The sequence below is a fragment of the Elusimicrobiota bacterium genome, assembly GCA_016218575.1.
Lineage (GTDB): Bacteria > Elusimicrobiota > Elusimicrobia > UBA1565 > UBA9628 > JACRDN01.
This window is the reverse complement of record JACRDN010000013.1, coordinates 18,652-37,208: the sequence shown is the minus strand read 5'-3', so window position 1 is coordinate 37,208 and position 18,557 is coordinate 18,652. Positions and strand designations below refer to the sequence as shown.

General features: G+C 61.1%; 19 protein-coding genes and 1 tRNA gene. 7 read left to right on the top strand and 13 right to left on the bottom strand.

Translation table 11 applies throughout. From position 1 onward, the window contains the following. Window positions 1-104 precede the first annotated feature (104 nt). From HY921_03765 to HY921_03755, 3 genes are all read right to left on the bottom strand, one after another. The gene (locus HY921_03765; GenBank protein MBI5629984.1) at window positions 105-623 is read right to left on the bottom strand and encodes an RNA polymerase sigma factor; all 519 of its coding nucleotides are present in this window, start codon (window positions 621-623) and stop codon (window positions 105-107) included. Between the two features lie 288 nt (window positions 624-911). After that, window positions 912-1,142: a DUF167 domain-containing protein gene (locus tag HY921_03760; protein MBI5629983.1), complete on the bottom strand. Its 231-nt coding sequence runs from the start codon at window positions 1,140-1,142 to the stop codon at window positions 912-914. A gap of 5 nt (window positions 1,143-1,147) precedes the next feature. Next, window positions 1,148-2,107: a hypothetical protein gene (locus HY921_03755; GenBank protein MBI5629982.1), complete on the bottom strand. Its 960-nt coding sequence runs from the start codon at window positions 2,105-2,107 to the stop codon at window positions 1,148-1,150. A 90-nt stretch (window positions 2,108-2,197) separates the two neighbouring features. Here HY921_03755 and HY921_03750 point away from each other — a divergent pair. After that, window positions 2,198-2,282 (top strand) — tRNA-Leu (locus HY921_03750). A gap of 6 nt (window positions 2,283-2,288) precedes the next feature. Further along, the gene (locus HY921_03745; GenBank protein MBI5629981.1) at window positions 2,289-2,918 is read left to right on the top strand and encodes a hypothetical protein; all 630 of its coding nucleotides are present in this window, start codon (window positions 2,289-2,291) and stop codon (window positions 2,916-2,918) included. Window positions 2,919-2,922: 4 nt separating this feature from the next. On the opposite strand, the gene HY921_03740 is transcribed toward HY921_03745, so the two are convergent. From HY921_03740 to HY921_03705, 8 genes are all read right to left on the bottom strand, one after another. Then, on the bottom strand, window positions 2,923-3,651 hold the full coding sequence (locus HY921_03740) for a divergent polysaccharide deacetylase family protein (GenBank protein ID MBI5629980.1): 729 nt from the start codon (window positions 3,649-3,651) through the stop codon (window positions 2,923-2,925). 50 nt (window positions 3,652-3,701) lie between these two features. Further along, entirely contained in the window at window positions 3,702-4,304 is a 603-nt protein-coding gene (locus tag HY921_03735) for a hypothetical protein (GenBank protein MBI5629979.1), read from the bottom strand. A gap of 106 nt (window positions 4,305-4,410) precedes the next feature. Then, the gene (locus tag HY921_03730) at window positions 4,411-5,997 is read right to left on the bottom strand and encodes a hypothetical protein (GenBank protein ID MBI5629978.1); all 1,587 of its coding nucleotides are present in this window, start codon (window positions 5,995-5,997) and stop codon (window positions 4,411-4,413) included. 84 nt (window positions 5,998-6,081) lie between these two features. Then, on the bottom strand, window positions 6,082-6,834 hold the full coding sequence (locus tag HY921_03725) for an ABC transporter ATP-binding protein (protein ID MBI5629977.1): 753 nt from the start codon (window positions 6,832-6,834) through the stop codon (window positions 6,082-6,084). Then, window positions 6,831-7,757, bottom strand: coding sequence for a sugar kinase (locus tag HY921_03720; protein MBI5629976.1), 927 nt, complete (start codon window positions 7,755-7,757; stop codon window positions 6,831-6,833). The genes HY921_03725 and HY921_03720 overlap by 4 nt, the downstream gene beginning before the upstream one ends. A gap of 1 nt (window position 7,758) precedes the next feature. Then, on the bottom strand, window positions 7,759-8,463 hold the full coding sequence (locus HY921_03715) for a SurA N-terminal domain-containing protein (GenBank protein ID MBI5629975.1): 705 nt from the start codon (window positions 8,461-8,463) through the stop codon (window positions 7,759-7,761). Between the two features lie 64 nt (window positions 8,464-8,527). Beyond that, complete coding sequence (locus HY921_03710) at window positions 8,528-8,959, bottom strand: polymer-forming cytoskeletal protein (GenBank protein MBI5629974.1); 432 nt, start codon at window positions 8,957-8,959, stop codon at window positions 8,528-8,530. Then, entirely contained in the window at window positions 8,956-9,909 is a 954-nt protein-coding gene (locus tag HY921_03705) for a M23 family metallopeptidase (GenBank protein MBI5629973.1), read from the bottom strand. The genes HY921_03710 and HY921_03705 overlap by 4 nt, the downstream gene beginning before the upstream one ends. Window positions 9,910-10,016: 107 nt before the next feature. Between HY921_03705 and alaS the strand changes: the two genes are divergently transcribed. The 5 genes from alaS (at window position 10,017) to HY921_03680 (ending at window position 16,024) form a co-directional block, all read left to right on the top strand. Then, window positions 10,017-12,704 carry an alanine--tRNA ligase gene (gene alaS, locus HY921_03700; GenBank protein MBI5629972.1) on the top strand — a complete coding sequence of 896 codons (2,688 nt, stop codon included), beginning with the start codon at window positions 10,017-10,019 and terminating at the stop codon, window positions 12,702-12,704. A 193-nt stretch (window positions 12,705-12,897) separates the two neighbouring features. Then, window positions 12,898-14,061 carry a hypothetical protein gene (locus tag HY921_03695; GenBank protein MBI5629971.1) on the top strand — a complete coding sequence of 388 codons (1,164 nt, stop codon included), beginning with the start codon at window positions 12,898-12,900 and terminating at the stop codon, window positions 14,059-14,061. After that, window positions 14,058-14,708, top strand: coding sequence for a hypothetical protein (locus HY921_03690; protein ID MBI5629970.1), 651 nt, complete (start codon window positions 14,058-14,060; stop codon window positions 14,706-14,708). Before HY921_03695 ends, HY921_03690 begins: the two co-directional genes overlap by 4 nt. Further along, window positions 14,708-15,460, top strand: a complete 753-nt coding sequence (locus tag HY921_03685; protein ID MBI5629969.1) for a hypothetical protein — start codon at window positions 14,708-14,710, stop codon at window positions 15,458-15,460. The genes HY921_03690 and HY921_03685 overlap by 1 nt, the downstream gene beginning before the upstream one ends. Before the next feature lie 15 nt (window positions 15,461-15,475). Next, the gene (locus tag HY921_03680; GenBank protein ID MBI5629968.1) at window positions 15,476-16,024 is read left to right on the top strand and encodes a hypothetical protein; all 549 of its coding nucleotides are present in this window, start codon (window positions 15,476-15,478) and stop codon (window positions 16,022-16,024) included. Between the two features lie 21 nt (window positions 16,025-16,045). Here the strand turns inward: HY921_03680 and HY921_03675 are convergent, their stop codons facing one another. Both HY921_03675 and HY921_03670 read right to left on the bottom strand, forming a co-directional pair. Beyond that, entirely contained in the window at window positions 16,046-17,809 is a 1,764-nt protein-coding gene (locus tag HY921_03675; GenBank protein ID MBI5629967.1) for an ABC transporter substrate-binding protein, read from the bottom strand. A gap of 1 nt (window position 17,810) precedes the next feature. After that, window positions 17,811-18,482, bottom strand: a complete 672-nt coding sequence (locus tag HY921_03670) for a hypothetical protein (protein ID MBI5629966.1) — start codon at window positions 18,480-18,482, stop codon at window positions 17,811-17,813. Window positions 18,483-18,557: the final 75 nt, after the last annotated feature.

Sequence of the window (18,557 nt, the reverse complement as noted above, 5' to 3'; positions counted from 1 at the left end):
CACGCCAATGGCCGCCATCACTCGAGGCAAGAGAGTCCTTGGCGCCCGGCTCATCGGGATAGCCCTGATTCTTCTCTCTAACTCTAAATCACGTTCCTCGACGCTCATGCCAACTCCTCCCCCAATATCCGGCGCAAAGCCGCGCGCCCGCGGAAAATGTCGCTCTTGATCTTCCCAAGCGAGACACCCATCTTCCGGGCAATCTCTTCATAGCTCATTCCCTCATAATGAAAAAGGACTAAAGGCAGGCGTTGGGACTGCGGCAGCTTAATCAAGGCCTCCTCAAGTTTGGCATTGAGCCCCTGGGCGATGGAGCTCCCCCCAGGTTCTGCGATAGACTCCTCGAAAACAGCCCCATCTTCAGACTCCATCTCACTGAACAGCCGGAAGCGGTTTCGATGGCGCTCGAGATGGTTGAGGCAAAGATTCCTCGTGACTAGGCGAAGCCAACCGCCCACATTCGGGCTCTGTTTGAGATCTTCGTAGCTATGGTAGGCCTTTAGGAACGCCTCCTGCGCCATATCCTCGGCTTCCTGTCGGCGCCCCAAAAGCCTCAACGCCGTCGTATAAACCATGTCTTGATGCTCCCGGATGAAGTCCTCAAAGCCGGCGGCGGTCGTCATTTCCTAGCTCGGCTCTGATGGCTTGCCATCTCCAACTCTCTAACACGCGAAACTCGAAAAAGTTTCATAAAGTTTGAGAAGCATAAAATCCGTAAGCAGTACGTTAGGCCCTGTCAAGTAATAATATGATCAATTTGGCCGAGCGATTTTGGAGCGAGACAAGAAGCAAGGAGCGAGCATACCCGCAGCGGTATGTGAGCGACGAGCGACGCGGTCGCAGCCCAAAAGCGCTCGGCCCCTTCGAGGAGGCGTCCCAATCCTCCGCAAGTGTCACGCGATTGGTGGGGTCTAACTCCCCAGAACGGCGACGATTTTATTAGGAGAACTTCCTCCTTTGACGAGGCGCAGGCGCTTGCGCTCAAGGCCCAAATGCCGGGAGAGACGGCTTAGGACCGCCTCGTTGGCTTTCCCCGCCTGGGCCTTGGCCCGCACCCGAACCTCGTAAGAATCCTGGCCTTTCGCCTCGATGGAGTCCTCGCGCGACCCCGGATGAGCCTTGACGCGGATCCAGCGCGGCATGGCCGTCAGCGGGGGCGGGTCCGTCCAAGACCGGACCTCAGCCTGAACGCCGCCGCCGGGGACCGGGCTCTGCGGCGCGCAACGGAGGAGTCCGCGACCGGGGCCGGATTGGCGGAGGCGGGGACGGGCTTGGCGTGCCGTTTCCAGAAACCAAAAACAAGCAACGCCGCCGCGGCGCAGAGGAGGGCGGGCACCCAGGATGGGACGCGGGGCCTACTCCCGGAAATCGCGGCGCAGTTGGACTCGGCCAGGCGAGCCAGCCAAACCTTGTCGGCCATGGCATGGAAGGCCAAAGGGCGGCGGTCAGCGCCCGTGGCCCGGCAGCACAAATGCCTGAATTTCTCTAGCTCGTCGGCGCACGGAGGGCAGGCCGCCGCGTGCAGGCCCGCCTCCGCAGGAGCCGCGTCAAGCGCCGGCCAGCAAGCCCAGAGGCTCTCCATGATACGGCAGTCAGGGCCCGTATTGCCGCGGCGCTCGAGCCCTCCCAGGCGCCGCACGGCGGCGCCGAGCTCGGAGACGGCCAAAGCTTCACCTGAAACCAAGACCTGCGCGATTTCCCCGGGCCCGTAGCCCTCCAGCCGGAGTCCCAGGATCTGCCTCTGCCTCCAAGAGAGCCCCTCCATGTCCCGCTCGAGGGCGATTCTCCTTTGCAGCCCCTCGGGCATGGGAAAGGGGGAGAGCGCCTCCAAGGCCTTCCAGCCCCGCCGGCCGCGCCGGGGCCGCGCGGCCTTGAGCGCCAAGCGGGCTATCCAGGTCCGGAAGCTGGAGCGGGGCTCGAAGGAGGAGAGCTCGCGCAAAGCCCTGGAAAAAGCCTCCTTGGCCGCGTTTTCCGCCGCGGCGGCCTCCCGGCACAGGCCCAACAGGAGGCCGGCCACCGGAGCCTGGTGGCGGTGGACCAGGCGCCTGAAAGCCTCCCGGTCCCCGGCGCAGGCCGCCAGCGCCAGCTGTTCGTCGGTTTCGTCCATCGGAGCCTTCAAGATACCAAAATCGCGGGACCCAGTGTAGTGTTGCTGTCACGTGTCGGACATTCGCCCAAAATGCTAAAATTTTTCGGCGCCGAGGTGGCGGAACTGGCAGACGCACAGCACTCAAAATGCTGCGGTCCTCTGGGCCGTGCGGGTTCGAGTCCCGCCCTCGGCAATTTCCATGAAATGGCTGCTGATGGGACTTCTCGCCTCGCCTTGGGCCCTGTCGGCCCAGGAAGGCCCGCGTTGCTCCGACGGCTCCAAGCCCCGGCTCACCGGGCACCCTTTCCAGCCCTTGAGCTGCGCCCAGGAGCCTTCAGCCGAATCCCCCCTCCCCGACGCCGAACCGCCGGGCGACGGGAAGAATAAGGCCTCTTTGAAGGACGTGGCCGGGCGCTGGGAAGGCCTGAGCTACTACGGGGGCGGGCGTTATGAGATACTGCTCGAGATAAAAAGGAGCGGCGGCTCCTACCGTGTGACGCTCTCCAGCATGGATTACCATACCCACGCCAAGAACGTCCTGCATGGGAAATTGACGGGCTCCTTCTGGAGCGACCCGGGCCGCTACGGCGCAAGCGTGGAGCTCGACAGCCTGCCGGGCGCGCGCCTCGACGGCAAGGCTTGGGTCTCCGCCCTCTCGGAGCCGGGCTACGACCGGGAGTTCTCCATCGTTTACCGGGACCGCCCTGGAATCCATCGCATCAAGTTCGCGCTGGAGGGCAAGGACAAGATCCGCTACGCCTACACTTTCCTGCATCCGGCGCGCGGCCCGGCCGGGGCTATGGGAGAGCTCTCCCGCTCCCAGCGCTGAGGGCTTAGCGGGCCAAGGCCGAGGCGAAAACGAACTCGAAGCCTTCCTTCTGGAGCTTAGGCACTTCTTCGGTCAGGCATTCGTAGGTGCCGTGGAAATAATGATGGCCGATGGCGACGGCCTCTCCCCGCTTGCGCGCGCGGGCGGCGGCCTGGCGCAGATTTTTGACGCAGAACTCCTTGGTGTGGACCTGGGCGGTGTCTAGGAAGATCCAATTGAGAACGGCCGGGATGCCCGCGGCTTGCGCCTCCGCGAAAGCCGCGGATTTCTCCGAGACCTTGCTGTCCAAGAAATAACCCCCGCGCGGCTTCAACAGGCGCATGAATTCCGCCATGAGCGGGCGGTTCTTGGTGGCTTTGTAGGATCTATGGTTGTTGAGGCCGGCGGGGCTCGGGATCTGCTTGTAGGCCTTGTCCAAGAGCTTGCGGACCTTCTCCACGTCCTCGGCTGACACCTTATCCTTGGGAAGTTCCAGGCTCAGGAACGGGTCGAAGGGAAAATGAATGACGAGCTCATGGCCCGCTCCCTTGGCCTGCCGGGCCGCCTCCTTGGTCCGGGGAGACTCGGGCATCACCGCGAAGGTGACCGGCCAGGAAATCCTCATCCAATCCTCGTCCGGCACGTTCTTCTTGTAGGTCAAGCCGAAGTCGTCTATGACTATGGCCAGCCGCGGCTTGGCCGTCTGCGCCGATAAGGGAAGCGCGAAGAGGACGCTCAGCAATAGGCCAACCACGGAACTATTCAATCAAAAATGACCTATGCGTGCGAAAACTTTGACGAGGACTATTGCACCCGCCTCATGCGCCGAGTTGCCGGCGGAATAATCCTCAATTTGGGAGTCGAAGCGGGAGCATCTCCAATGGACTCAAATCGATCCAACCCCTTCGTCAAAATAACGTGCCGTTGGATAAGATACCGGTAAGAGTTCCAGGCTAAACTCAGGCTCTCTATTCGGCCTGAATTAAGATCAGACTCGACCTCAACCAAATTTCTATTCATCTCGGCAATAATACAAGATCCATCCAGCTCGTAAAGCCCGACTTCCCCGTAGCTGGAAACCCAGTATTTAGTCTGCCGACCACCGTATTCGGGCTTGGAACAACGATCCTCGAACAATGCGCCATACTGCGGTATGTCAGATGGCACTTCTACCCCGTCTCCGGCCGAATACACCCGGAACTTTGCATCGGTAAAAGAAAGTCCATATTTATCCCTGAAATTCCGGTATCTTTCCAAAGTAGAACTTAGGGATTCTCTAATGCCCTCAAAATCCTTGAGCGCCTCCTGCGTCGAGCGCCAGCCAGGATACACCTGCATAAATCCACCGCCTTGAGCTGCGGCTGACTGAGCCAATACCAAGGCAATCCCAAAAGCTTTAATGTTCATTCTTCCTCCCTACTTGTAGCACAACTTCAGGATAATGCCATTGGAATAGTGTCTCAAGGGCCCTTAGGCCCAAACTTTTGTAGGCCAAAAGACCTACAGCAAGGGCTTACTCGTGGTTTTCGAGAGACTTAAGCCCCAGCTTCCAGGGCACGATGAAGACGATGAGGTTCAGAAGCGCCGCCGCGGCGGCGGACAGGAAGGCGACATTCCAATCCCAGGCCTCGGGGCGGCCGAAGCGGGCGTGGAAGTGCATCTGCATGGGCCAGGAGAGGATGAGGATCATGGCCCCGATGTAGAAAAGGGACGCCGCCATGTAGAGAAAGCCCCCGAGGGAGGACTCGACCTGGTGGATATTCTCGACATGAAACATGGGAAACAACGCGCCAAAGCCAATTCCCATGAGGCAAACCCCCCAGGTGATGACGATGAGGCTCGCCAAGGACAGCCAGGCCGTGAAGGCGTCGGCCGAAAGGAGCCGGTTCGTGGCCAGGCCCAAGACCAAGGCCACGGCCGTCATGGGAACGGCGGAGAACAGGAACTTCTGGCGCATGAGGGCGTCTAGGCCCACGGGAGCGGACCTTACCACCCACCAGGAGCGGCCCTCGAGGCTGATCGACGGGAATGTGAAGCGCAGGCCCAAGGCCGCGATCACGAAGCCCGCGGTGCCGACGTTCAAGAAGGACACGAGGCTTCTCAGGTCCGGGCTGTCCAAGGGCAGGCGCGCGATGCTGAAGAGATACACGAAAACCAGGCCCAGGATGAGGAGAAGCTGGGACCAGTGCTTGACGTCCCTAAAGAACACCTTGCGCTCCCGCCAGAAGAGCGGGACCAGGCTCTCGTCCAAGCCCAGGAACCTGAAGCACTTGGATTCGGCCAGGACCTCGAAAGGCCAGGGTATGGCCCGGCGCGCGCTTTCCTGGGCCCCGCTGTAGCCGATGAAATAAATCCGGCCGGCCAAATAGACAAGGCCCAGGTAAATGGTCGCGGCAGCGGCCATGAGGAAAGTGGCTTCCAGCGCGAAAGCCTCGGACTTCCCATTGGCGGCGGCCAAAAGCCCCTGGGTCATCCACCAGGAGGGAAGAAGCGGGGCCGTGGGAGCCTGCAGGTAATTAAGGTATTCGGCCACTCTATGAAGTGCGTCCGGCCGGACCAGCTTCTCTGGCTCGGAAAAGCGCACCAAGCCGTAGACCACGGTAAGAGACAGGCTCGAGAGGACCCAAACGACGTCTCGCGTGCGCGAGGACGGAAAGCAGTAAAGAAGGAAGAGGGTGAACGCGAGCCCCAAGGAGGCGGCCAGCATCAGGAAAGGCGCGCAAAGAACGAGAAAGCCCGCGAAGAAACCCGCCCCATAGCCGCTTACCTTGGCCAAGGCCAGGACGTAGGGAATCAAGACCACTCCTATCATCCAGGAGGAGAAGAATATGCTCTCCAGGGACTTGTCCAAAAACACCGCGCGCAGGGGAACTGGCGCGTTCATCAGGAAGTTGAGGTCGCGGGAATAGTAGAGAGTCGTGAGCGACGTGAGAAGGCTCGAGATCGCGACCATGGCGAAGGTCATGAGAAGAGCCATGGCCGTGAGCTTCCAAATGATGAGGGGGCCGATGAGCGGCACCGCGCTCAAGTAGGCCAAAAGGCGCAAAAAGCCGCGGTAGAGGCCGTAGACCAGTCCGAACGCCGCGAGGGAGAATGCCATGTTCCTGATCCGTTCGTAGGACGTCAGGAAAAGGATTCTGTTCCTCGCCGATAGGAGTTTACGTTTTAAAAGGACGAGAAGCATTTACAAATTCTTGAGCAGCGTCGCGTACTCGTGGCCGCCCGTGAGGCTCAGGAATAGGTCCTCCAGGCCCGAGCCCGGACTCCTGGCGCGGGCCTTGAGCTCATCCAAGGTGCCCAAGGCGATCAACTCCCCGGCGATCATGATGCCGATCCGGCTGCACAGCTTCTCGGCGATCTCCAGGATATGGGTGCACATGAATATGGCGGTTCCCCGCCGCGCCAAGGTTTGGAAGATCTCCTTGGCCATGCGAGCGCTCTTGGGGTCGAGCCCCACCAAGGGCTCGTCGAGGACCAGGACCTTGGGTTCGTGGAGGAGGATTCCGGCCAGGACCAACTTCTGGCGCATCCCATGGGAGTAGGACTCCACGAGCTCCCCGCCCCAGCCAGAGAGCTCGAACATCTCCAAGAGCTCCGGAACGCGTTTTCTCTGCGTCTCTAGACCCACTCCGTAGAGTTCTCCTATGAAGCGCAGGTACTCCGCCCCCGTGAGCTTGGGGTAGACGAAAGGCTCGTCTGGGACCAGCCCCATGATTTTCTTGGCCTCGAGGGTTTGGGCCGCCACGTCGAAGCCCCCAACGAGAATCCTGCCCTCGGTAGGCTTCAAGAGCCCGGTGATGAGCTTGACGGTGGTGGTCTTTCCGGCGCCATTGGGCCCGAGGAAGCCGAAGATTTCACCCGGCTCGACTTTGAGGGAGAGCCCCTTGACGGCGGCGAGAGTCTCGAAGCGCTTGACCAGGCCCGAGATCTCGATCAAGCCAGGACAGCCCCGTTGCGGGACACGCTCAGGCGATCCAGGAACTCGTTGAAGCGGGATTCGAGAGCTCCCTTTTGGAGGGACTCGAGGGCCGCGGTGCTGAAGTCCTGGACCGTGAAGGAGGCGAGCACCGTGCCGTAAATCATGGCGCGCTTCAAGTGCTCGACGTCGTCGAACTCGCCGGTGGCCGCGAGATACCCCATGAAGCCTCCGGCGAAGGTGTCTCCGGCTCCGGTCGGGTCCTTGACGGTGTCGAGAGGATAGGCCGGGAAAACGAAGAACTCCGACCCGAATTTCAGAAGCGCCCCGTGCTCGCCCTTCTTGATCACGACCACGGACGGGCCCCACTCTGAAATAACGTTGGCCGCACGCAGGATGTTGCTCTGGCGGGTGAGTTTCTTGGCCTCGCCCTCGTTGGCGAAGAAGATGTTCACGCGGCTCAAGAGCTCCTTTAACGCCGCGGGCTTGGAGGCGATCCAGTAGTCCATGGTGTCGCAGGCCGTGATGGCCGGGGACTCCATCTGGGCCAGGACCTCCGTCTGGAGCTCGGGGTCGATGTTGGCCAGGAACACCACGCGCGAGCGCTTCTGGGAGGGGCTCAAAGCCGGCCGGAAATCCTTGAAGACGTTGAGATGGGTTTCCAAAGTCTTGGCCTTGGAGAGGTCCTTGCCGAACCTTCCCACCCAGCGGAAAGTCTCCCCAGGCATCTCCTTCAAGCCCTCGAGGTCGATACCTCGCCGGGATAGGAGCTGGCGGTGCTCCACGGGGAAATCGCGACCCACCACGCCCACGACCGAGACCGGGGCGAATTGCCGGGCGGAAAGGGAAAAATAGACGGCGGAGCCGCCCAGGGCCTCCCGGCTTTCCCCCGCCAAGGTTTTCACCGAGTCGAGCGCGACCGATCCCACCACCAAAATGGACATATTAAACCCCGCTGTCGCGCTGCTCGAGATAGCTGCGGATCTCGACCTGGGCGCTGATTTGGCGCAGATAATAATTGATCAGCTCCAAAGCCCTTTGCTGCTGGAGCTTGGCGGCGAAGGACTCCTTTTCCTTCTCGAAATCCTTGAGGGAGCCCTTATTGGCCTGGGCGTAAGCCCCGCGCAGCTCCTCGGGAGGAAGCTTCGCCGTGAGATAAAGAATCTGCTTAAGCTTGGCCACCTTGATGGCTTTCCTGCGGGAGTCCTCGTAGGCCCGAGGCGTCTCATGAAGAACACGGCGCAGGGCTTGGAAATAAAGGTCCTGGTTGAAGGTCCCCTCGTGCTGGAAAGCCTTGGTGTGCTGGATCTCGTAGGAGACCTCCTCATCGGTCGCCTGAAGGCCCATCTCCTCGGCCTTGGAGAGCAGTATCTCGTCCACAATCATGTCGCGAAGGATGAGCTGCTTGATCTCCTTGATCTGGTCCTCCTTGAGCTCGGCCCCTTGGCCGCGGATCGCGTCCAAGTATTGGTTCACCTTGGCCGCGAAGAGGGAATAGGGGATCTTGGTGGAGCCCACGGTGGCCACGGTCCCGCTCATATCCCTGCTCGTGAAGAAATACCCCCCCAAGCCCACGAAGGTCCCGATGAGGAAAATGGCGATGACGGCGAGAAATAAAGGCTTCTGATAGCGGCGCAGGATGGAAATCATGCCCGCGGCCTCCGCATTAGGAGGCAAGGGAATGGTTGAGATATTAGATCGAATACCATGAATTTTACCTCGATGAAGCTTCGACGGGAGCCAGCTTCTCCGCATCCGCGCCGTGGCGGCCGCGGCGTTCCTCGTGAGGAGCCATCTTGCAGGAGCCGTTGAAGAAAGCCCCCTCCTCGATGCGCAGGCGGGCCGTCTTGACGTTGCCGGTCAGGCGCCCGGCGGCCAGGAGCTCGACGGATCGGCTGGCCGCGACGTCGCCCTCCACTTGACCAGAAATGGAAAGGACCTCGGTCGCGATGTTTCCCTTGATCCGGCCCTTTTTACCGACCTCGACGGATACGGCGTCCGAGATATCCCCCTCCACGTAGCCGTCCACGCGCAGCGACCCCTTGGCCGAGAGCACGCCGTGGAAGGTGGCCTCCTCGCCTATCAAGGTGATTCCCTCGCGGCCGTCGGATTTTTCAGCCTTTTTATCAAAGAATGGCATGGTCATGGACCTTCCCTCACCTTGAGATAGAGCATGGGATTGACGGGCTTGCCCTGGCGCCAGACCTCATAGTGCAGATGCGCGCCGGTGGAGCGGCCCGTCATGCCCATGTAGGCGATCACCTGGCCCCTCGAAATTCTTTGGCCCATCTTAACGAGAGACTTGGAGGTGTGCCCGTACAAAGTGGAGAGGCCGTAGCCGTGGTCGAGAACGATCATCTGGCCGTAGCCGTGCGACCAGCCGGAAAAGCGCACGGTGCCATCGGCCGTGGCATAAATCAAGGTGTCGGAACTATTGGCGATGTCTATGCCTTGGTGGTACTCCCCGCTTTCCCCATCGCCGTAGCTTTTCATGGGATCGAAGCGGTACCCGAATAGGGAGGTGACATGACCCTCGGTCGGCCACAAGCTGGGGGTGGCCTGGAACAAGCTCCTTTGGTTGCTGATGTACCAGGATATCTCTTGGAAGCTGGCCAGGCGCTTGTAGGACTCCTCGCGCAAAACCGCGATCCGGCGGCGCCAGGCCGGCTGGTCGAGGCGAGCCGAGGGACCCTCGAGCATTCGCCGCAGGCCCATCCTGTCGGCCGCGGTCGGGCCGCCCACGGCCTCGGCTTCCGGCTCGACGATGCTGCGCCGGCGCGACAGGCTCAAGAGCATGCGCAGCTGGTCGTCGGTGGTCCTGGCGGCCTCGAGGACCTCGCGCGAGCGCTCCATCTCCTGGGCCAGTTGGGACAGCTTGGTCTTCATCACCAGGTTGTCGGCCTTGGTGATCCAATAGTCCACGTGGCGCCCCGAGACAAAGCCCGCCCAAAGGGTGAAAGCCGACCAGATCGAGGCGAAGAAAAGAAGAAAACCCAAACTCCCCTGCCAACGCAGGGACTTCCATTCGGATTGAGGGACTATCAGGATGGTGACGTTGCGGCTAAAGACTTCGGAGAGCTTTTTGAGGCGATCCATACCGCTTTCGGGCTAGGATATTATAACAGACCCGGCGGTTATGTCAACGGAAAATTGCTCACGAACCCGCGCCCCGCTCAATTTTGGTATAATTTTTTCTTAAATATATGCAAAGCTCCGAGATCCGCAGGGCCTACCTCGATTTTTTCGCGGCGCGACAGCATGCGGTGCGCCCATCGGCCCCCCTGGTGCCCCTGGGCGACCCGACCTTGATGTTCAATTCCGCGGGCATGGTGCCCTTCAAGCCCTATTTCCTCGGGGTCAAAAAGGACCTCTCCCGCGCGGCCAGCTGCCAGAAATGCTTCCGGACCACGGACATAGACAGGGTGGGAACCACTTTGCGCCACCTCACCTTCTTCGAGATGCTCGGCAATTTCTCTTTCGGCGACTATTTCAAGGAAGAGTCCATCGCATGGGCCTGGGAATTCCTCACGGACAAGATGGCCCTCGACCCCAAGCGCCTCCATCCATCGGTTTTCAAGGATGACGAGGAAGCGGTCAAGCTCTGGAAGAAGCTGGGGGTCCCCAACGCCCCGGTCCGGCTCGGGGAGGACAGCAATTTCTGGAACATGGGCCCCACCGGCCCCTGCGGCCCCTGCTCGGAGATATATTTCGACCGCGGCCCGCAGTACTCCTGCGGCAAAACCTCCTGCGCTGCGGGCTGCGACTGCGACCGCTATCTCGAGATATGGAACCTGGTGTTCACGCAGTTCGACCGCCAGGAAGACGGCGCGCTCAAGGCCCTGCCCCGCAGGAACATAGACACCGGGATGGGCCTGGAGCGCCTGGCCTTCGTGGCGCAGGGCCGGCCGTCCCCTTTCGACACCGACCTTTTCGCCCCCATCGTGCAGGTGGCCGGCCGCATCCTCGGAGCCGAGCGCCACAAGTCCCCCGAGAACGAGCTCGCCTACCGGGTGATCGCCGACCACTCCCGCGCCGCCATAATGCTCCTTGCCGAGGGCGTGATCCCCTCCAACGTGGAGCGCGGCTACGTGCTCCGGCGCCTCATCCGCCGGGCGCTGCGCTACGGCCAGCTCCTGGGCCACGGCCAGGCCTTCCTCCACCGCCTGGTTCCCGCGGCCCTCGAGATATTCGAGGGCGTGTATTCCGAGCTGCCGGCCGCGGCTGCCCAGGTGGAGGAGACGCTCAAGAGCGAGGAGGAGAAATTCCTCGAGACCTTGAGGAGCGGCGAGGAGGAGCTTGAGGGCCTGCTTGAAAGGGCCGGAAAGCTCCTGTCCGGCGAGGAGGCCTTCAAGCTCTACGACACTTTCGGCTTCCCCCTGGAGCTCACCCGGGAGATCTCCTCCAAACGCGGCATCTCGGTAGATGAGGACGGCTTCAAGCGCGCCCAAGAAAAAGCCGTCGCGGTGGCGCGAGCCTCCTGGAAGGGCTCTGGAGAAGTTGGCGTTGTCTTTGAAAATTTTATTGTTGAGAACTTATTCTCCGCCCCTCTTCAAACTGAATTCACGGGCTACGAGTCCTTGCAGGAAATCGCCCAAGTCGTCGGCTGCGCCCCCTGCCAACCCTCGGGCTGCCATGTCCTGGTCTTGGACAAGACTCCCTTCTACCCGGAGGGCGGCGGACAGGTCGGCGACGAGGGGGGCATTTTCAGCCCTGATGGGGGCCAACTCCTGGCCGAGGTCCTGGATACGAAAAAGCAGGGCTCGGGCATCCTTCACATCATTCGCCCGGCCGGCGCCAAGCCTCCCGCGGCCGGAGAGAAGGTCCTGGCCACAGTGGACGCCGCGAGGCGTTCGCGGGTCCGGCCCCACCACACGGCCACGCATCTCTTGAACGAGGCCCTGCGCCGCGTCCTGGGCTCCCACGTGAGGCAGGCCGGCTCCTACGTAGGCCCCGACAAGCTCCGATTCGATTTCACTTTCCCCAAGGCCCTGGACCCCGAGACCCTGCAACGCCTCGAGTCCATGGTCGTAGAGGAGATCCGCAAGGGCGAGATCGTCGCGACCAAGATGGAGTCCGTGGACAAGGTCCATGAGTACGGGGCGGTGACCCTCCTTGGAGAAGATTACGGTGAGCGACCGCGCTTTGTCCTCATCGGGTCCAAGGGCTGGGAAACCCCCAAGGAACGCTTCAGCCTCGAGCTTTGCGGCGGCACCCATGTTGGCAACACCGCGGAGATCGGGGCCTTCAAGATCGTGCGCGAGTCCTCGGCCGCGGCGGGCGTGCGGCGCATCGAGGCCCTGGCCGGGATAGCCGTGGAAGATTATGAGCGAGCCAAGGCCCGCGAGGAAGAAGAGAGCGTGTCCCAACTTCTCAAGCGCGAGCGCGAGCTTTTGGAGGAGATATCGGCGCTCGGCGGCAAGGCCGACGAACTTGCCCCCGACGAGCGCGCGGAACCCGCCCTGCGCAGCCGCGAGAAAGAGCTCAAGGAGCTCGTCGCGCGGCTCAAGGCCAAGAAGCTCTCGGCCGCGGCCCTTTCCGGGCATCAAATCACGCAAGTCAAGGACACGAGGCTTCTCTCCCAGCGCTTCGACGGGGCGGACCCCAAGTCTTTGCGCTCGCTTTCCGACAAACTCAAGGGAGAGATCGGCTCTGGACTCGTGTTCATCGCAGCGCCCGGCAACGGCAAGCTCTCCTTCGTTCTCGCCGCCACCGCGGATCTCCCCCCCAAGGGCTACGATGCCGCGAAAATCGCCAAGGCCTTCGCCGCCGCGCGCGGGGGCTCGGCCGGAGGCCGGGCGGACTTTGCCCAGGGCGGCATGGCCGACCTCGATTGGGAGAAAACGGTCTCGGCTCTCGCCGCACTCATCCTGGAGAGCCTTCGCAGCCGCTAGCCCGTCGAACTTATCCACAAAACTTCTCTGGAAGTTTTTGTGGATAACCGTTTGCATCGCCGCGGTTAGGCCTTTTCTCCCGATTTAAACTAGGCCCTTTGCCGTAGCGCCTCTTCCCCAAAAGGCCCCTGACGTCCGCCCCCTTCCGGCTTAACCTGAAGTGAAGTCGATCTTTTATTGGGAGGATTGCGCGATGATGACATGGATCTTGCCCGTATTGCTCGCGGCCCAAGCCCGGGCCGTTGACTACGAGCGCCCTGGAATTTGGACTTTGGGGGAGGCCAAGCGCCGCTTCGAAGCGCCCTCGCCTATCGTCCCAACGGCGGAGAACCTCAAGGGGCCGTGGGTACTGGTCGCGGAAGTCGCCTCAGGCAGGATGATTGAAGATAGTTACTCTTACCTAGATCCTAACGGACAATGGACGAAATACCAGGCTGGAAAGTCCGAGCCGGACAAAATCCATGGCCAGTTCGAACCGCAAGGCCTCACGCGCCGCTCGAGAGCAACCTTTCCCTCCCAGAAAGCCTTCCTTGATTTTACCGGAGTGAGATCCAATCTCCTGGCCCGAGGGTTGAATCTGTGGTCCAATACGCCAAAGAGCATAGATTTAACGGTCAAATTTAACGCCAGCTCTGCGATCGTTCACGAGGGCGAGTCGAGTGGATACCCCAGCGGCTTCTACAAGGGAGATTACTCCTGCCGCTTGGACGGGCCGGACTCGTTGATCTGCCTCCAGCATCTCTATTACAAATACAAGTGCGATGACTATAAAGAAGAATGGCACGAGCTCACCTATCATGGATTCTCGCGCAGCAGCGCGGCAGAGCTCGCGAAGCTCACCGGATCCCGGGACTTCCGCAGAAAATACCGCGAGGGAATCCATTGGGGAAAGACGAATCATTTCCCCATGACCACCGGAGCCGAGACTTTCAACTACAAGGCCGGCAAGACCGTGCGCCCGACGAACTTGAAGCTGGTCGGAAGCTGGAGGATGGTCTCCGAGACGAGCGTGAAAAATCCCGACGGGAGAGACCGGTTCGAGGGGCTTCAAGACGACCTCGGCGACGTCATTCACCTTGTTTTCACCGAGGAGCCGACCTCAGTCGGCGTACCGACTCTCCTGGCAAGCCTGCCCAATCTGGATGGCTATAACAAGGACCTGGTTTGCTCCGTGGATCCCAAGCTGGTCCGTTTTTCCCGAGAAGGGATCAACTCCGCCTGCGGCCTGGTCCAATCCGACACCCTCGCCTGTGAAACAAGCGCAATGGTCAATCGCAAGGAATACGACAGAGACCCCGATAAATGGGAAAAACAAATTCTGGGCTACACCATCTACATCAAGGAGCCGGCCCAATGAAGCTCTGGCTTATCGCAGCGCTCTTGGCAGGGCAGGTCCGCGCCCAGGTGCGCGGGCGCGCGGTGTACACCTACCCGCAAATCGCCGGCATATTCATGGCCCAGACCTTCGAGCCCCGCCGGGACGATCTGGCGGGCATATACGAGCTTGTTCTTTGGATCGAGCATCCCAGCGCGCCCGGAGAAGCGAATCCGGGCAGCCTTTACAGGCGGGAAGGCCTTCCCTGGCCCGACGGCGCAAGGCGCTACCTGCACATTCGGACCAACCCAAGCCTTCCCCTGGAGCAGAGGGATTACCAGGCTGCCGGAAACTTCCTGGTCCGCTACGGCATGCCCTTGCTGCCCATCACCTTCAGCGACAAGGGCGCCGTGTTCGGCCCGGAGCCCTTCGATCCGTCCTTTCACAGGAAGCCCGATGATTTCTTCGGCCGCGTCGCGCAATGCCGCGAGGCCAAGGACCTCGAGGGCGATTCCTCGAACAAGCAGACTCTTCTCTGCCTTCTAGCGCAGCGCGACAAGGAGGGGCATAAAATCGCGGATTACGCGGCCTTCGTCAAGCGCATAGACTTTTCCTTAGGGCCGAAGAAGAAGTTCTCGGACAAAGGCGGCGTGCAGGGCAAGGTCGAGCGGTCCGAGCGCAGACCCTGATGCTGGCCTTGGCGCTAAGCATGTCCTTGGCGGCTGCCCGCGAGGTCGAAGTCGAGCCAGCGAAAAGGCTCGCGCATATCCAAGGCCTGGTGCGAACGATGCCGGGCGAGACCCCGATGACCAAGGCTCTGCCTCTCTATTTCTTCCTGCATATGGATTCGGCAATACCGCTGCACGAAGCGGCGCTCAAGGCCATCGAGCTGCCGCCCGACTTTGACTCGAGCGCAGCGATGGCCCTGCGCTCCGGCAATCCCATCCAAAGAGCCTCCCTGCTAAATGCGCTGTTCGCGGCTCAAGAAAAGTCCTCGGCCCTGGTGCGCGCCATAGCCCGGGTGCGGCTCCATGAGCTGGCCCGGTCGGCGGATGACGCCTCCAAAGAGCTCTGGCCTTTCAATGTCTTCTACGACCTCTCCGAGCGCCCGAAGCCGGAGGGCGTTTGGGTGGATTCCGCGGAAAAGCTTAGTGACGAGGACCGCAAAGCCACTCTCAAGGCCGTGCTCCAGTTGGGAGCGAAAATGTCCCCTAAAAATCTGATGGAATTGATCCGTGAATTGATGCGGCGCGCCTCGGACTCCCCGGGAAGCCCTCGGGCGACGCTGTGCCTGGACGCGCTCCAACGCCTGGCCTTCGGCTCGCGCTCGCCGGAAGTGAAAGCCTTCGCCAAGACTATGCTGCTGGCCGAGATCACCAGACAGAGCGGCAGAGCGGATTACGCCAACTTAATCACCGCTAAAATGCGCGCCATACGATAGCCATAAGGAGCCATTATGAAAGACCTGACTCTGACTTTCGCCGCGATCATGCTCCTCGGAGCCGGGCCCGCCTTCGCCGATTTAGGCCCGATACATTTCCTCTTCGGAGAGTGGGCCGGCGAGCCCGTCTGCCAGCGGGTGGACCCCAAGGGGGCCGACGTCAAATACCAGGCCAAGGCGATACTGGGCCCGGGAACCACGGTCGGAGAGCGGGAATGGGCGGTGGGATTTATCTCCGGAAAGCCCGTGAAGGGAGAGGGCATCACCGTGGAGGATAAGAAGGCCATTTTCAAGCCCACCGACGACAAGACCCGTTTCCAGATAGTGATTCCAACAACCTATATCGGAGAGGTGCGGGGCACGCTCACGGTCACGGGGCAGAACTCCGTCCGGTTCCAGGCCGACAAGATCTCGCTTTTCGGCGGCACGGAAATGGACTCGCCGATCGCCGTGGACGGGACCCTCGCCATCGTGGAGGGTTTGATGGACGTGCGGATCAACATCAACAACATAGCCAATCGCCGCAAGCTCTCCTGCTCGGCCAAGCTCAAGCTGCCAAAGTAGTGGTCAGGCGCGCAAACGCACCTATCGAGAAGTAGTTCTGGAGTAGGAGTAGAAGTACGGAAAGCTGTTGAAGTTCAAATTGTTGACGTTGTCCTTGCCGTCGCAGCCCGCCACGTCCTCGCGGCAGACCCTGAAAAGAGGCGGCGAGAACGTGTAGATTTGAGCGGCACTTTCCGCCGCCAGCTCGGAGAGCTTGCGGTAAATCGCCATCCTTCCGATCGGATCGGAAAGGCGGCTGGCCTTCTCCACCAAGGCGTCCGCCTCCGCACTCGCCCAACCTTGGTACTTCGGGAAATAGCCACGGCTGTGCAGGAGGCCGAAGGCCAAAGATTGGGGATCGGGATAGTCGGGATAGAAGCTTGCGATGTAGAGGGGCAGCTTGCGATTCTCCACTCCCTGGTAGAACTCCTTGTTGCGCATGGGATGGAGATGCACCTTGAACTTGGGATTGAGCTTCTCGAGGCCCGCCTTCAAGGCCTCCGCCGCGGCTTGGCGCGGCGCGTTGTCGGCGGAGTAGCCCACGGGAAGCACGAAGCCGTTCCTCCACACCTCTCCGCCGCAGGCTTTTTCCAGCAAGGCCTTGGCCTTCTCGGGATCGTAACGGTACGAGGACTCGGGTACTCCTGCGAGCATGTCGGGCGGGAAGGGCCCGGCCATGCGCCGCCCCTGCAGGCCGAGACCGTATTTCAGGTACTTCTCGTAGTCGAAGGCGTAGGCCAGTCCCTGACGAACCTCGCGGCTGCCGAAGAAATCGGGAGGAAGGCCCTTGCCGTCCAAGGCGCCGCTTCCCAGAAACTCGTTGTCCTTGGGCTCGGCCTTGAAATTGAAGAAGAAGATGTCGCCCGTGTGGTAGTACGGCCAGGTCTCGTAGAGCTTGAGTCCCTTGATGGACTTGGCGTAGCCGCGGTAGGTATTCTCGAGGTAGCCGCCGTCGGCGTCGCCGCTCTCCAACATGAAGAGGCGAAGTCCTCCATTAGGGACGACCTTGAAGATCACGGTCTTCAAGGCCGCCGGGGCCCGCCAATAGCCGTCGTGCCGGGCCAGGACCAAGGCGTGGATGTCGCGCTCGAATTTGTCCACCTTGAAGGGACCGGTGCCGTTGGCGTTTTCCTCAAGGAAGGACTTCCGGCCTGCCGGCCAATTTTTCAAACCCTCGACGGTCCCGTCCCAGTCCCCGCGCTCCACGGCCCATTTCTTGGAGACGACCAAGGGCATCGACGCCAGGACCTTGAGGAAGGTGCTGTCGGGCTCGTTTAAATGGATCACAACACGGCCTTCTTGGATTTCCACGGCTTGAAACGCGCGACGCGCAAGCTCCGGCGGGACCAGACCCTTGGCGTCGCGAACGCCGTAGAGGCCCAGCATGGGCCGCAATAGAAGAGCCGCGGCTCCCCCCTCCATATCCATGAGCATGAAGCGGAGGAGGGAGTAGCGCACGTCCTCCGGAGACATGGCCGAGCCGTCGTGGAAGCGCACGCCCTCACGGATAGGAAAGGAGTAGGTTTTGAGATCCTCGGAAAGAAGGCCGTTCTCGCGGCTCGGCACCACCGAGGCCAGGAATGGGGCGAAGGAGTCGAGTTCGCCCAGGCTCTTGAAGGTCACCAGGGGCTCGTAGATGTTGCCCGTGAGGATGAAGCTCACCCCGTCATAGGCGTTGGCCGGGTCCAGGCTATGCCAGTAGCGCGAGGTCAGGTGCACGAAGGCGTCGGCACGGGCGGGCCCGGCCTCCTGCGCCGTCAGGGGAGCCCCGATAGACAGGACCAGGCTCAAGAGAATCGTTCTCATATCAATAAATCGCGAGCCTCCAGCCGTTGCGATCGTAAACCACGGTGCGCACCTTGCCGCGGTACGAGCCGGCGAGGACCTCCAAGGTCACGGCCAGGCGGTCACCGAAATCCAAATTGACGCCGCGAACGTAATTTCGGCCGCCCTCGTCGAAATTCTGCGACCAAAGCTGGGCTCCCCAGGTATTATAGCGCAGTATCCGCGCCGGGAAGCTGCGTCCGCTGGAACAGGAGCCGGCAACCCAGACATCGCCTGAATCGTTTGGAAAAATCCCCAGGCCAGAGCAGTCATATTCGACATCGGCCTTTTCCCAGAGAAGGTTCCCGGTGGAGGCGAGCTTCATGAGCCAGAGGTACTTGTGCCCCTGGTAGATCCTGGTCCCGACGACGTAAACTTGGCCGCCCCCGTCAAGCATCATGGCGTTGGCGCGCTCCTGGTAGCCGTCGTTGTGGTAGCGGTCCCAAATCACGCCGCGATTGGGAGAGATATAGCTGATCTGGATGTAGTAATTGGTCCCGTCGAATCGGTTGGAGACCGAGACCACGTTGCCCAGGCGGTCGGGCATGGTCAAAGCGTTGCTAGACTCGGCATCGAAGTCTCCGGACCAGGCCGCGGCCACGACCGTGGTCAATATCCAAGCCAAGGCGATGAGCCGCCGCCAGGACATTCGCATGACAAACAGTATACCACCGCCACCCGCTCACTATCTGGGCCGAAAGGCCTACTTTAATAGGTCCCTGAAGACCCT